Genomic DNA, 14,620 nt, shown 5'->3' with positions numbered 1-14,620 from the left:
GGGGCAGCATGCCGGAGAGTATCACCAGCAGGAGCAGCGTCAAGCCGGCCGATGCGAGCTTGTTCAGGGCGTACAGCCCCGATTTGAGCCTGGACGAGATAAAGGGGGAGCGGTCTGAATTCATCAAGTTTCTCTCCTTGTGATTCCATAGTACGTAGTACAGCATAATCGGATGCCGGAGCAAAGGTGACTGGGGATGTCATCTGTAGGCGACAGAGGTTTTAGCTGCGCAGGTTTGGAGTTCCGCTGCTGAAAAAAGTAAAAATTAGCGTGAATATGATCAAAATACCGTCAAAGCTGCTGACGGTATTTTTTTTATAATATCAAGTATGAAATCCAGAGCCATTGCTTCCTGATATTGCAAGAAAAACTTCCTTTAGACGCGGTCTATCTTCGGTGAAGGTTACGTCGATCGACGTTTTTCTTTTAATCAAATCAGGCTTTAAGGAATGCAGAAGAAACGGGGTGTGGAGCTTGGAACAACGAATGGAAACGGTCGCGGCAGCGCCGCCGGGCATAGGGAAACGCACCCGGAAGAGCGGCTCCCTCCAGCGGGGCGAAACGCTGTGGGGAATGCTGTTCGTCAGCCCGATGCTGCTCGGGGTATTCATCCTCGTGCTGGTGCCGATCGTCGCAACGATGGTGCTCGGATTTGCCGACTGGAACTTTGTGCAGGGGTGGAACGGCATCCGCTGGGTCGGATTTGAAAATTTTCGTAATTTGCTTCATGATGACATGTTTATTAAATCGGTCCGCAATAATGTCATCTTTCTGCTGACCGTACCGGTGTACATGCTCATTTCGATGGTGCTCGCCATCCTGATCGACCGGTTCGTGTACATGAAGAGCTACTTCAAAGTCGCTTACTTCATGCCTTATATCTCGAGCGTCGTCGCGGTCGCCGTCGTTTGGCAGGTGCTGTTCCAGCCCTCCTACGGCCCGATCAACGAACTGCTCAAATCGATCGGGGTGCATCATCCGCCAAAATGGATTGCCGATCCGCATTTTGCGCTGCTGTCGATCATGATGATTTCAGTCTGGATCTCCATCGGCTTCAACATGATCATTTACATCGCCGGGCTGCAGTCAATCCCGCGCGACCTGTACGAGGCGGCTGACATCGACGGCGCCAACGGTTGGACAAAATTCACCCGGATTACGGTGCCGCTGCTGTCGCCGACGTCCTTTTTCCTGATGGTGACGGGCATCATTTCGACGTTCAAAGTGTTCGATATCATTGCGGTGATGACGCAGGGCGGCCCGGTGGGCTCTACGACGATGATGGTCTGGTACTTGTACGACACGGCATTCGTCAATTTGAAGGTGGGCTACGCTTCGGCGATCGCCGCCGTCCTGTTCGCCTTTGTTATGTTGATTACCCTTGGACAGTGGTCCGCCCAGAAGAAATGGGTCAATTACTAAGCGAAAGGAGCTGAGCGGAAAATGACGACACGTACCGGGCCCGACTGGCGCAGGCTGGTCATCACCGTGGTCATGCTGGCGGTCAGCATCCTGTTTCTGATGCCATTCATCTGGATGCTGGTCACTTCCTTCAAAATCGAAAAGGACGTCTTCGTCTACCCGATCCAGTGGATTCCAAGGAAATGGAACGCGGTGGCGAATTATAAAGAGGTATGGTTCGGCGATTACCCTTTTTATCTCTATTACTGGAACTCGATTAAGGTAAGCGTGCTGACAACACTGATCTCCTGCACGGCGTCGGCCCTGGCCGCCTACGGCTTCTCCAAAATCCAGTTTGCCGCCGGGCGCTGGCTGTTCATGATCGTGCTGGTCACCTACATGATTCCGGGGCAGGCCATCCTGATTCCGCAGTTTATTTTGTACCGCAACATCGGCTTGTTTGACAGCCACTTTGGTCTGATCATTCTAGGCAGCTTCAGCGTGCTGGGCACGTTCATGCTCCGTCAATTCTTTATGGGCATTCATCAGGAGTTCATCGAGTCGGCGAAAATCGACGGTGCGGGCCATCCCCGCATCTTCTCCTCGATCGCGCTGCCGCTCGTGAAGCCGGCGGTGGCGACCTACGCCATTCTGCGTTTTATCTGGACATGGAACGATTACCAGAATCCGCTGATCTTTCTGCGGAGCGACCGGCTGTTTACGATACCGCTGGCGATGCAGAAGTTTACGTCTTTAAGCGGGGAGTTCTACTCGCTGATTATGGCCGCGGCGGTATCCGCCATTTTCCCGCTGCTGCTGATTTTTATCATTGGACAAAAAAACGTCATCGCTGGCATCGCCCTCGGAGGAGTCAAGGGCTAGCATCCGTCAAAATAGCAGGATCAACGGTCAATTTAGCGTCATGAGCCGGGGGGACGGCCCCGGTATAATCAAAGCGTCAGATACGGGAAAACGCAGCCGGCAAGCGGTGGGCATACGGAGGTATGCGGAGCACACCGATGCATACGGAGGCACACGGACGCAGGCGGATAAAGCGGGCATACGGCCCGAGGCCGGTGTCCTGTTAGCCGTATGGTCGTTGGCGGTAGAAGCATTTTCACGGGCAAGCATAATCCAAGGGAGGTTATTGAGGGATGAAGAGAAAAAGATGGCTTACCGGCGCGGCAGCCGGCATGCTGCTGATCAGTTTGCTGTCAGGCTGCGGGGGAAGCAGCGGCGGCGGGGATAGCGAAGGGGCGGCGTCCGGCTCCGGCGGATCAAGCGGCGGCCAGGACAAGGTCAACCTGAGATTATACACCTATGGAACCGAGGAAGCTTACAATTGGAGCAAGACGCTCAAAGCCTACGAAGACGCCAACCCCGGCGTCACGATCGAGCTGGTGCAGCTCAGTGAAAAAGGCGATACGCAGGAGGCTTCCAAGAAGCTGGACCTGGAGGCGGCGTCCTCCGCGCAAATGGACATCCTGATGTTCAGCGATCCGGCCGGATACGCGCAGCGCGTAGCTTTGGGCATGGCTGAACCGCTGGACGACTACATTGCCAAGGACGGTTATAAGGAAGAGACGGATTATAAAGTCGATACCCGCCTGAACGGCAAGGTGTATGCGCTTCCGGGCAAGTTCAACCCGTGGTACGTACTATTGAACAAGGACCATTTGGATGAAGCGGGCCTGAGCGTGCCGACGGATTGGACGTGGGACCAGTTTGCCGATTATGCGAAAAAGCTCACCAAGGGCGAAGGCGCAAGCAAGCGCTACGGCACGTACTTCCACGGACCGCAGGGCGGGGGCTGGCTCGAATTCCTGAAGCTGAAGATGGAGAATCAGCCGGAAAACTCCGACTTTCTCAAGGCCGACGGCTCCTCGAATCTGGATGATCCCAATTTCCGGGCGACGCTGGAACTGCGGCTGAAAATGGAGAAGGAAGACCAGTCCTCCGTTCCGTATACCGATATGATCTCGCAGAAGCTCAATTACCGGACGCAGTTTTTTAACCAATCGGCGAGCATGATCGTGATCGGCAGCTGGATGAATACCGAAATCGGCGGGACGGATAAGGTACCGCTGGAGTTTAACGTCGCCGTCGCGCCATTCCCGAAAAACAAAGAAGGCGATCCCACGGGCATCACCCCGGTCACGACCGATTACGTCGCCGTCGCCGCCAAGTCCAAGCATAAGGAAGAAGCCTACAAGTTTGTACGCTGGTATACAACCGAAGGGCAGACGGTCCAGGGTAAAAATATTCCGGCCTGGAGTCAAGTGAAGAGCGACCAGGTGGAGCAGATTATCGATACGATCCTCGCCGGCACGAAAACCCCGGAGAAGGTCGACAAGAAGTCATTGGTCGACACGCTGGTCGCCTCGAAAGCATCAGCGATCGTACCGCCGGCCTCCTACCAGGCCGAAGTGTTCAAAGCGGTCAACGAGGAATACGAGAAGCTGATCCTCGGCAACCAGGATATCGATGCGACGGTGAAAAACTCGCAGGAGCGCGTGAACAAAATCATCGAATCCAACCAAAAATAATTTTGGTATAATATGATCCAATAACGGGGGACGGCGATTTCGTCCCTTTTTTGTACCCTGGGGGGACCATCATGATCAACCGGCTGCGGCACTTGGCGCTGCGCTCGATCCGCCACAAGCTCATCTTTGCGTCGATTGTCTGCATCGTCGTTCCCGCGGTCATCAGCCTGATCGTGTACAACGGCTTATCGCGGGAGGCGGTGAAGCGGCAGGCCGTATCGAACGCGAGAGATTCGCTGCAGCTGGTGGCCGGATCCGTCACGAACCTGCTGTCCAGCAAGCTGAACATTGCCAACTACATTCAGGTCAATTCCGGTTTGAACACCTACTTCAAGCAGGTCGCCTCAGGCAATGAGGAGAAGGATCCGTACCGCCGGTTCACCGAGGCGAACCGGGTGCTGGAGCAGCTCGACAGCTTGACGGTGGTCGGCGAGCAGACGTATGTGACCGTGCTGCTGACAAACGGGGCGTATTACATGAATTATTCCGTAAGCGATTACAATCCGCCGGACCTGACCCGGCAGCCCTGGTTCAGGCAGATGAAGGAGCTGAGAGGGCTGGAGTCTTATTGGACCGGGCCTGAGCGAACCGTCTACGTGCAGGATCAAGCCGATCACCCCTATCAGCTGTCCATTGCCCGGTCGCTGCGGCTGGCCAATTCGGAAATTTACGGCTATGTGGTGGTGTCTTGGGTGGAGGATCAGGTTAGCGGCATCTTTGACCGGCTCTCCAAGGGGAACCGGGTGCTGATGGTAGACGGCTCGGGCACGATCGTATCGGGACCGGCCGGCCAAATCGGCAGGAAATTTACTTATGCTGATCTGAACGAGGGAACCAAGCCGTATTCGATTGAACGGATCGACGGGGAGAAGTTCCTGATGGTAGAGCAGGAGATTCCGATGAACGGCTGGCATCTCGTGCTGATGCAGCCGTATCGGGACGCAATCGTTGACCTGAATGCCATCTTCAGCAAAGTATTTCTGTTCGAAATGATCTCGTTCTTCGTCTTCCTTCTGCTGCTGATCGTGCTGGTGCGCAGGTTTACGACGCCGCTCGTCCGGCTTGGCAAAGTGACGAACGGAGTGCAGCGCGGCAATCTGGACGTGCGTTCAGGTGTTGCAGGCAACGATGAGATCGGAAGGCTCGGGCTGCTGTTCGACCAGATGCTGGACCGGGTCAAAGAAATGATCGCCGAGGTGTCGGACCACCAGGCCCGCAAACGAAGGGCCGAGCTTAAAATGCTGCAGGCGCAAATTCACCCCCATTTTTTGTTCAACGTGTTAAATTCCATTCGGATGAAGGTGATGAAGCGTGGCGATCCGGAGAGCGCCAAGATGATCGGCTCGCTTTCGGTCCTGCTCCGCATGACGATCAGCCGCGAGGAAGACGAAATTTTGCTGCATGAGGAGATCGACCTGATTTCCCATTACGTCGCCCTGATGAACCTGCGGCAGAAGGAGGAGGCCTTGCTGCAGCTGGATATTGACCCGGAGGCGTTTCTGATCAAAGTGCCGCGCTTCTTCCTGCAGCCCTTGGTCGAGAATGCGATGATCCATGGGCTGAGCCGCCAGGCGGGCACGATATCGATCCGGGCGGTGACGGAGGCGGAGCGGATCATTCTGACGGTCGCTGACGACGGCGCGGGAATGGAAGAGGAGCGGAGACAGGAGCTGATGCGGATCCTGAACGGAGCCGCCTATGAAGCGGAGCCTTCGCCGTCAAGCGGCTCCTTTTCAGGCATTGGCCTGCCTAATGTGGCGGAGCGGATGAACATGATGTTTGGCGATGGATTCCAGGCTTGCGTGAACAGCGAGCCGGGGGCCGGAACCGTGATTGAAATGCATATTCCACGGAAGGAGGGGCTGCGGGATGTATAATGTCATGTTGGCCGACGATGATTACCCCGTGATTGAGCTGCTGTCAGAGACGATCCGCTGGGAGGAGCTCGGGCTGAGGCTGATGTCCACCCACGAGAACGGATGGAGCGCCTGGGAGCAGGCCCAGCGCCAGACCTGTCACAGCGAATTTCAGTATGCGCAGCAGGCCGTCCGTCTGAACGTACAGGACTATCTTCTGAAGGACACGCTTGACCCGGAGGATCTGGTACAGCGGCTCACCCGGTTCAAGCAGGCGATGGATGAGGAGAAGCAGGCCGGATGGGAGCACAGCCGGATGAAGCGCATGTATGATGAGGCGAAGGAGCTGCGGAAGGAACAGAGTCTGAAAAACCTCATCGATCTGCCCCTTCTGTTCCCGGAGAACTGGAGGAAGGAAGCAGCGGAGTACGGCCTGCTCCGGGAAGGCGAGCACACCCTGCCTGTCGCCGGATTTCTGGAGAACTACCGGCAGGTGAAATACCGCTTCTTCTCGGATCAAACGCTGCGCTTTGCCGTCGGCAACGTCATGAAGGAAGTGCTGGAGAACTTTGCACCATGCGGGGTACACGCGGGTTACGATGCCAGAACCTGGCTGCTGTTTTTCTCCGGCAAGCCGGGGCTCCATCGGAATTTATATGAGGAAACGGCGCAGATGCTGAAGGAAATCCAGTCGGCGCTGCGAAAAGTACTTAAGGTTGACATGTCGCTGTGCATCGGCGAGCCCTGTGCTTCGCCGGAGAGCTTGAAGCAGGCGCTCGGCGGTCTGCTGGCCTCGGGCGGGCTGCGTTTCTATCTGGAACCCGGAGAGACGGTGAAGCTGCGCGCATCAAGGCCGAAGCTGGAGACGGAGCCGGAAGGGGATGACCTGCCGCCGCGGGATTTGTTCAGCTTCTACGATGAGGCACTTGGCGAGCTGCGCGGGGCCTTGCTGGATCGGGAGCCGCAGGCGATCCGGTCGGCGACGGCTGCTTGGACCGCGAGGATCCGCAAGGAGCGGTATCCGCCGGAGGCGGTGAAGGATTGGGTCCTCAAGCTGCTGCTCGATTTGAAGCTGAAGCTTCAAGCCATCCCTTCCGTTTCGACGGCATCGTCCGCGGATACGCTCCATAAGGAAATCGCGGACATCGATTCGCTTGCTGATCTTCATGCCTGGCTGAACGGGCATCTGGAGTCGTGGGCCGCGACCGATTTTGGCGGACATAAGTCCGGCAGACGGGCCGAGATTACCGAAGCCTGCGTGTACGTCACGCGGCGGCTGCACAGCCGGATTTCGCTGGACGAGGTGGCGGAGCACCTTCACATGAACACCAGCTACTTCTGCCGGCTGTTCAAGAAGGAGACGGGCAGCACTTTTATCGAATACGTGACCCGGCTCAAAATGATGCGGGCCCAGGAGCTGCTGGACCGGACGGGAGCGACCGTCGGGGAGATTTGCGAGCAGCTGGGCTATGACAATCAAAGCTATTTTATTAAGACATTCAAATCTTACGCCGGCGTGACCCCGGTCGAATACCGGAGCCGGCTGCGGTGAGGCTTGGACCGCATAAGAGAGGAGGATTCGCAATTGCTGGAATCATCATCCTGTCATGAGCAAGGAAGTCCGTCCCTGAAGGAAGTGGCTCATGACATGGCTCCCGCCGGGTTGGACCTGTATTATCCGGACGGCGACGCGGCCCGTTTCTGGCAGAAGGTCCGGACCTCGGACCTGTATGAAGCGGACCGGCGTGAAATTCAGGCAGAAGGTCAGCGGGTGCTTGGACTGCCGCTGCCGGTATTAACGTACTCGCTGTATGCCGACTTTGCCCGCACCGGGCGCCGGCTTGGGTATGAGCGGGTGTATTTCGAGCGGCGCCGCCGGCTGAACACCTTTGCGATTCTGACAATGCTTGAGCCGGAGCGGGATGAATACCGCGAGGCTCTGTGCGATACGCTGTGGCTTATTTTGGAGGAGTATACCTGGTGCCTCCCCGCCCACTTAGGGGAAGGGGACGCCGGGGGAGAGATCGATTTGTTCAGCGCTGAAACCGGCTTCGCGCTCAGCGAGCTGCTGTGCCTGACGGGCGACGATCTGCCGCCATTAATCCGGAGCCGGATTCGGGATGAAGTGCATCGCCGCTGTTCGAGACGTATTTGGCCCGGAGTTTCACTGGGAGTCGGCCGTACATAACTGGTCCGCCGTGTGCGCCGGCTCGATCGGCGCGGCGGCGCTGTTGCTGATGGAGGATGCGGACCGTTTGGCGGCCGTTCTGGCAAAGGCGGAGAGAGGCATGCACTGCTACCTGACGGGGTTCGGTGAAGACGGCGCCTGTCAGGAGGGGCTCGGGTACTGGAATTACGGATTCGGTTATTTTACGTACTACGCCGATCTGCTCCGGAAGCGGTCCCGTGGACGGCTGGACTGGTTCGCCAGCGACAAGGTCCGCCGCATCGCGCTGTTTCAGCAAAAATGCTTTCTTGGCGGAAGCGCGGTGGCGAACTTCTCCGACTCCAGGCCAAGCGGCAGCATTCAGCCGGGGCTGTCGGATTATCTGGCCGGCCTGTATCCCGAGTTTCAGCGGCCGCCGGCCCGCCTCCGGGCTGCGTTTACGGAGGATCACTGCAGCCGCTGGGCACCGGCCATCCGGAATCTGCTGTGGCGGAGCGGGGAGCCGGCCCAGAGCGAGTGGGGGCCGTTCTTCGGCTACCTGCCCGACGCACAGTGGCTCATCTGGCGGCATGCCGGCCCCAGCTGCGCGTTCGGCTTTGCAGCCAAAGGCGGGCATAACGCCGAGCCCCACAATCATAACGACCTCGGGCAGTTTATGCTGTACGGGGACGGTGAGTTTTTCCTCGCCGACCTCGGCAGCGGGGAATACACGAAGTCGTATTTCGGACCGGAGCGCTACACCTACGACTGCAACGGCTCGCAGGGGCACAGCGTACCGATCGTCGGCGGCCAGTATCAGGCCGAAGGAGAGGACAGCCGGGCGGTGGTCGAAGAGGCTTTTGCCGATGAGGCTGGAGCGGTGTTTGGCGTGGATCTCACGCAAGCCTACCGATACGCAGGGCTGGAAAGCCTGCGCCGTGCGCTCCGCTGGGAGATGCAGGGCGGGCTGCCGAGTCTGGCGCTTACGGACGAGTACCGGTTTGCGGGAGCGCCAAGCTCGGTGGTGGAGCGGTTTGTCACCCGCGTCCGGCCGCGGCTTGCGGGGGACCGGATCGAGCTCCAAGGATCAGGAGAGCAGGGCTTGAAGCTGATCATACGTTATGAAGGCGGGATGCTCTCGCCGGAGATCACCCGGCGGATGTTTATGGACCATGACGGATGTGAAGCCGAATGGTACACGATCGATTTGACGGTCCGGAAACCGGAGCCCTCGATCCGGGTAGCCGTCACCTTCGAGTTTGAGCCAAATGATGAAGAAAGCGGTGATCGGGAGTGAATATGACGGAACAGGCCGCGCAAGCGGTATGGGTAAATGAAGCTTGGGGGAAGGCGCTGGATAAAGTCCGGCGCACGAGCCAGCGCATCGGGGCGGGATTTCCCCATGCCAGCTCAAACGGCGAGTATGTGCTGGAACCCCCGCACTGGTGGACGGCGGGCTTCTGGCCGGGGCTGCTCTGGCTGCTGTATAACGGCAGCGGGGACGAGCGTCTGCGGGGAATCGCCGAGGAATGCGAGGCCCGGCTCGATGAAGTACTGGACGGCTACACCCGTCTCGACCATGACCTCGGATTTATGTGGACGCTGACGAGCCTGGCTTCCTACAAGCTGACGGGAAGCGAGGAGTCGAAGCGGAGGGCGCTCAAGGCGGCAAATTACCTGGCTGCCCGCTTTAATTTGAAGGGCCGGTTCATCCGCGCATGGAATCCGTGGTCCGCAGGCGAGGACAATGCCGGCGTCGCCATCATCGACTGCGCCATGAACGTGCCGCTGCTGTTCCAGGCGTCCGCCATGACCGGCGATCCGCGGTACCGCCACGTCGCTGAGGCGCATATGGACACGGTGGCCGCCGACTTTGTCCGGCCGGACGGCTCCGTGTACCACATCATGCGCTACGACCCGGATACGGGCGAGCGCATCGGCGGCCTCGGCGGCCAGGGTTATGCGCCGGAATCGGCCTGGTCCCGCGGCACGGCCTGGGCCATATACGGCCTGACGCTGGCCTACCATCATACAGGCAAGCAAGCCTATCTGGACACGGCCAAGCGCGTCGCCCACTTCTTCCTTGCCAATCTGCCGGAGGACCACGTGCCGCACTGGGACTTCCGGGCGCCGCTGGAAGAAAGGCAGTACCGCGACTCCTCGGCCGGCGCGTGCGCGGCCAGCGGGCTGCTCCTACTGTCAGAGCAGGTGGGCGAGCTGGAAGCAGCCGTCTATCGTGAGCCGGCCGTGCGCATGCTGGAGTCGCTGTACGTGAACTACGGCGCTTTTGACGATCATGCGCAGGAAGGCCTCATTTTGCATGGAACGAGCCATTATCCGAACCAAACGAATGTGGACGTGCCGCTGATTTATGGCGACTTTTTTCTTCGTGGAGGGCCTCGCCCGGCTGCAGGGGAAAGGACCGTTTTATTGGGAATAAGCGGGCGTTGTATTGCGGCGTATGGGCGATTTGAACGTGTAAGGTTGAGCGGTCGAAGCCGTTTTTTACAGCTGAATACTTGAATTGGCGAAAGGAATGGGACTTTAGGGTCTCATTCTTTTTTTATTTTATACTTTTCTAAATTTAATGAAGGGTGATAACGGTTATTTCAGCAGCGAGAAGTTAAATATTTTCCAAAAGCGATTGAAATTTCATGATTTTCATTATATGATTACTTAAAACATTTTAGTTTTATTTAAATGAAATACATGTTGAAAGCGGTTTACAGGTCGATGAAACGGTAAAAAGGGAGGGATCGGTCGCTGGGCCGCGGCAGACGTCACGATGAAGCAGCGCTGTGCGGATCAATGAATGCGTTTTCGCAAAAGGTTGAATGATCTTATTTTCTGAGATTTTATTTGTTGGAGGGAGCAAACATGAACAGAAGGTGGGTTTCGGCATTGTTGATGATGATGCTGTTCGTCACGGTTCCGGGGCAGGTATTTGGCACCGGGTCGGACAGTACGGCGCAGAAAGGCGGCAAGACACAGGAGCAGCAGGGACAAGCGCCGGTGTATCAAAACGTATCCGTACACGATCCATCCATCGTGAAGGACGGGGATACGTATTACGTTTTCGGTTCGCATATTGAAGCGGCCCAATCAAAGGACCTGCAGAGCTGGACCCGGTTTACGAACGGGTATACGACGCCGGGCAACGTGCTGTATGGCGATCTGGCGCAAAATTTGGCCGGGTCGTTCGCCTGGGCCGGACAAAATGATTCGGACAGCAAGGGCGGTTTCTCCGTGTGGGCCCCCGACGTGTTCTGGAATCCTGAATATGTGAATGCGGACGGTACCAAAGGCGCCTATATGCTGTACTACTGCACGTCCTCGACGTATATCCGGTCGGCCATCGGGTTTGCCGTGTCGCCAAAGATCGAGGGGCCTTATCAGTATGTCGATACCCTGGTGTACTCCGGCTTTACGGAGGGCGATGCCAAGGATAAGGACAGCGTGATCAATAAAAAGTGGACGAACACGAACATTCCGAAGCTGATCGACGCCGGACAGCTCAGCGGGGCAAGCGGTGCCTGGTTCAACGCTGACGGGTCGTATGCCAACGGCACGTATCCGAATGCGATCGATCCGAATCTGTACTATGACAAAAACGGGCAGCTGTGGATGTCTTATGGCTCCTGGTCCGGTGGTATCTTCGTCCTTCCCGTGGACCCGAGTACTGGCAAGGTGAAATATCCCGGCAAAGACGGCAAGACCGCCGACGGACGCCTGGTGGACCGGTATTTCGGCACGAAGGTGGCCGGAGGCTACGGCAAATCGGGCGAAGGTCCGTATGTGGTGTTTGATAAAGCTACCGGCTACTACTACCTGTACTTGACCTACGGCTGGCTGGGAGCCGACGGCGGTTACAACATGCGGGTGTTCCGCGCGAAGAAGCCGGACGGACCGTATGTGGATGCCCAGGGCCAGAACGCCGTTCTGCCCGGAGACACGGACAACGCGCCGTACGGCAACAAGCTGATGGGGAACTACCTGTTTGCCAGAGACGTGGGCGATCCGGGCACCGGCATCGGCGTAGGCTATGTGTCTCCAGGGCATAACTCAGTGCTGCTGGATGATGCGACCGGCAAGCGGTTCCTCGTTTTCCATACCCGTTTCCCGCAGATGGGCGAAGCGCATGAGGTGCGGGTGCATCAAATGTACATGAATGCGGACGGCTGGCCGGTGGTTGCCCCATACCGGTATGCAGGAGAAACGTTGAGCAAGGTGGACCGTCAGGACTTGATCGGGGAATATAAATTCATCAACCACGGAAAAGGGACGACCGCGGATATCCAGTCCTCCGTGTATATCCGGCTGAACAAGGACAACACGATTTCGGGCGATGTGACCGGCACTTGGAAAAAGACCGGGCACAACGAGGCGGAGCTTGTCATTGCCGGTTCTGTGTACGAGGGCGTCTTCGCCAGCGGCTGGGATCCGGTGTCCGAGCGTTATGTCATGACCTTCACGGCTTCTTCGCGGGAGGGCGTGGCGGTCTGGGGCAGCCGGCTTGAAGACAAAACCGATCAGGCGCTGGTTCAGGACGTATACAACGATCTGAGTCTGGGGGATACGGCGAAGGTCGTGTCGGACCTGGCCCTTCCGGCGGAAGGAGCCCGTCACACCGCGATTTCCTGGAAGAGCTCGGACGAAGCGGTAGTATCGGCCAAAGGTGAGGTGCACCGTCCGGCGGGTGGCGCCCCGGTTCAAGCGGTGCTCACTGCGACAATCACCAAAGGCGGCGCGTCGCTGACGAGGTCCTTTACGGTGACCATTCTGCCGTACCAGGACGCCAAGCTGTCTGCTTATTACGGCCTTGAGGGTAACTTGGCTGACAGTCAGGGGCGGTTTGCCGCAGGTACGGTGACCGGCGACCGGATTGACAAGTCCGGCGGCAGCATCACGTTCGCCGAGGGCAGACAAGGACAGGCTGCCAAGTTCGACGGGGCCTCCGGGATCCGGCTGCCGGACAGACTGATTTCAAGCAATGCCTATTCGGTTGCGCTGTGGATCAAACCGGAGGAGCTGACGACGTACACGACGGCCTTCTTTGGCGCGAAGGACGGCGATCATTGGGTGAGCCTCGTTCCCCGGGGGGCTGTCGCCAACAATACGATGATTTGGTCGGGCAGCACGAGCTGGTATGACGGGGCGACCGGACTGACTATTCCGACCGGCGAGTGGTCGCATTTGGCCTTTTCCGTGGAGAACGGCACGCTGACCGTGTACGTGAATGGGGTGCAGAAGTTCAAGGGAGCGAACTTCCCGGACTGGTTTACCGGCACGAAGGCAAACTTTAGCCTGGGCGTTAACTGGTGGGACCCGCCGTTTAAAGGGCTGATCGACGAGCTGCGCGTGTATGATGGCGCACTGACGCCAGCGCAGGCGGCGGATTTGGCCAAGAATTCGTCTTAAACAATGGAGGGGGGGCCAGTTTCTATTCTGGCCACAAACAAGAGGGACAAAGCGAAAGATGACCTTTCGCTTTGTCCCTTTTTAATTTATTTGCATTGACGGGCTCATTGCACACTAGGTGCTATTTTCATATAAGAGTGCTGTTTTATTCAAAGAACAAAGGAGAGGTGAAATCCTTTCGTTACTTTTGTAAGCCTTTGCAAATGAAAGATACCATTTTAAGAGGTTAGAGGATAAACTAGGACTAGACAGCAGGATGGAAACGGCAGGATTGGGATACATACCTATGAATGAAGGGCGAAAGGTGGAAACATGAAATTCATTTGGAACCGTTACATGCTGGGCGTGGCATTGATCCATGTCCTTGGGCTGCTTGCCTTATTTGCGGTGGTGCCCGCCCATCCGGCTTTTGTCGGCATGGGAATTGCGGCTTACGTCTTTGGCGTCCGCCATGCTTTTGATATCGACCATATCGCCGCGGTGGATAACACGATCCGCAAATTGGTGGCACAGAAAAAGGATTCCCGGGGCGTTGGCTTCTTCTTTTCCCTAGGGCACTCGACCGTCGTCTTCCTGCTGGCGGTGCTGACGGCCATTTCCGTGCGCTTTGTCGCCAAGCATATGTCCGGGATGCAGGAGATCGGCGGCATCATCGGGGTGACCGTGTCAGGGGTGTTCCTGCTGTTTCTGGCCGTGCTCAATTTCATGCTGTTTGCCCAGCTCTGGCGCACGTTCCGCCGAATTCGGGAAGACCGGATCGGGGAAGCAGAGCTTGAGGAGATGTTCGAAGCCAAAGGCTTCTTTACGCGATTTATGGGCAAATGGTTCAAGCTGGTCACGAAAAGCTGGCATATTTACCCGATCGGCTTTCTGTTCGGCCTCGGCTTTGACACCGCCACCGAGATTTCGCTGCTTACCATGTCGGCTGGGGCGGCCAACCAGCAGGTTCCGGTCCTGGGCATCATTGCGCTGCCTTTGCTGTTTGCGGCTGGCATGAGCCTGTTCGACACGCTGGACGGCCTCATGATGACCAAGAGCTATGCCTGGGCCAGTGACCGTCCGATCCGGAAGGTCTACTACAACCTGATCGTCACGGCGATTTCGGTGATCGCCGCTGTGGCAGTCGGCGCGGTGGAGCTGGCGCAGATCACGACGGAGAAGCTTCATTTATCGGGTGGCATCTGGGATGTCATCGCAGGCATCGACTTTGGAAATTTGGGTATTTTCCTGGTCGTGGCGTTTCTGGCCATTTG

The 14,620-nt window shown here is 57.4% G+C and carries 9 protein-coding genes and 1 pseudogene; all 10 read left to right on the top strand.

Annotation, left to right across the window (positions count from 1 at the left end):
• The first annotated feature begins 486 nt into the window (after positions 1 to 486).
• Positions 487 to 1,422, top strand: a complete 936-nt coding sequence (locus CPT76_RS31560) for a carbohydrate ABC transporter permease (RefSeq protein WP_105445698.1) — start codon at positions 487 to 489, stop codon at positions 1,420 to 1,422.
• A gap of 21 nt (positions 1,423 to 1,443) precedes the next feature.
• Positions 1,444 to 2,283, top strand: coding sequence for a carbohydrate ABC transporter permease (locus tag CPT76_RS31555; RefSeq protein ID WP_105445697.1), 840 nt, complete (start codon positions 1,444 to 1,446; stop codon positions 2,281 to 2,283).
• 272 nt (positions 2,284 to 2,555) lie between these two features.
• Positions 2,556 to 3,947, top strand: coding sequence for an ABC transporter substrate-binding protein (locus tag CPT76_RS31550; protein WP_076172816.1), 1,392 nt, complete (start codon positions 2,556 to 2,558; stop codon positions 3,945 to 3,947).
• A gap of 71 nt (positions 3,948 to 4,018) precedes the next feature.
• Entirely contained in the window at positions 4,019 to 5,824 is a 1,806-nt protein-coding gene (locus tag CPT76_RS31545) for a sensor histidine kinase (RefSeq protein ID WP_105445696.1), read from the top strand.
• Positions 5,817 to 7,355, top strand: coding sequence for a response regulator transcription factor (locus CPT76_RS31540; protein WP_105445695.1), 1,539 nt, complete (start codon positions 5,817 to 5,819; stop codon positions 7,353 to 7,355). Before CPT76_RS31545 ends, CPT76_RS31540 begins: the two co-directional genes overlap by 8 nt.
• Before the next feature lie 33 nt (positions 7,356 to 7,388).
• Positions 7,389 to 7,991 carry a hypothetical protein gene (locus tag CPT76_RS40895; RefSeq protein ID WP_258169009.1) on the top strand — a complete coding sequence of 201 codons (603 nt, stop codon included), beginning with the start codon at positions 7,389 to 7,391 and terminating at the stop codon, positions 7,989 to 7,991.
• Positions 7,924 to 9,246: a heparinase II/III-family protein gene (locus CPT76_RS31535; RefSeq protein ID WP_258169008.1), complete on the top strand. Its 1,323-nt coding sequence runs from the start codon at positions 7,924 to 7,926 to the stop codon at positions 9,244 to 9,246. The genes CPT76_RS40895 and CPT76_RS31535 overlap by 68 nt, the downstream gene beginning before the upstream one ends.
• Before the next feature lie 2 nt (positions 9,247 to 9,248).
• Positions 9,249 to 10,389 (top strand): annotated as a pseudogene (locus CPT76_RS31530) (glycoside hydrolase family 88 protein).
• Between the two features lie 437 nt (positions 10,390 to 10,826).
• Positions 10,827 to 13,367 carry a LamG-like jellyroll fold domain-containing protein gene (locus tag CPT76_RS31525; RefSeq protein ID WP_105445694.1) on the top strand — a complete coding sequence of 847 codons (2,541 nt, stop codon included), beginning with the start codon at positions 10,827 to 10,829 and terminating at the stop codon, positions 13,365 to 13,367.
• Positions 13,368 to 13,679: 312 nt separating this feature from the next.
• On the top strand, positions 13,680 to 14,620 hold a 941-nt coding region (locus tag CPT76_RS31520; protein ID WP_105445693.1), incomplete at its 3' end, for a HoxN/HupN/NixA family nickel/cobalt transporter.

Source organism: Paenibacillus sp. AR247 (assembly GCF_002968895.1).
In the GTDB taxonomy this organism is placed as follows: Bacteria; Bacillota; Bacilli; order Paenibacillales; family Paenibacillaceae; genus Paenibacillus_AQ; species Paenibacillus_AQ favisporus.
Note: the sequence above shows the minus strand (reverse complement) of the source record. Positions and strands in the feature narration are given on the sequence as shown.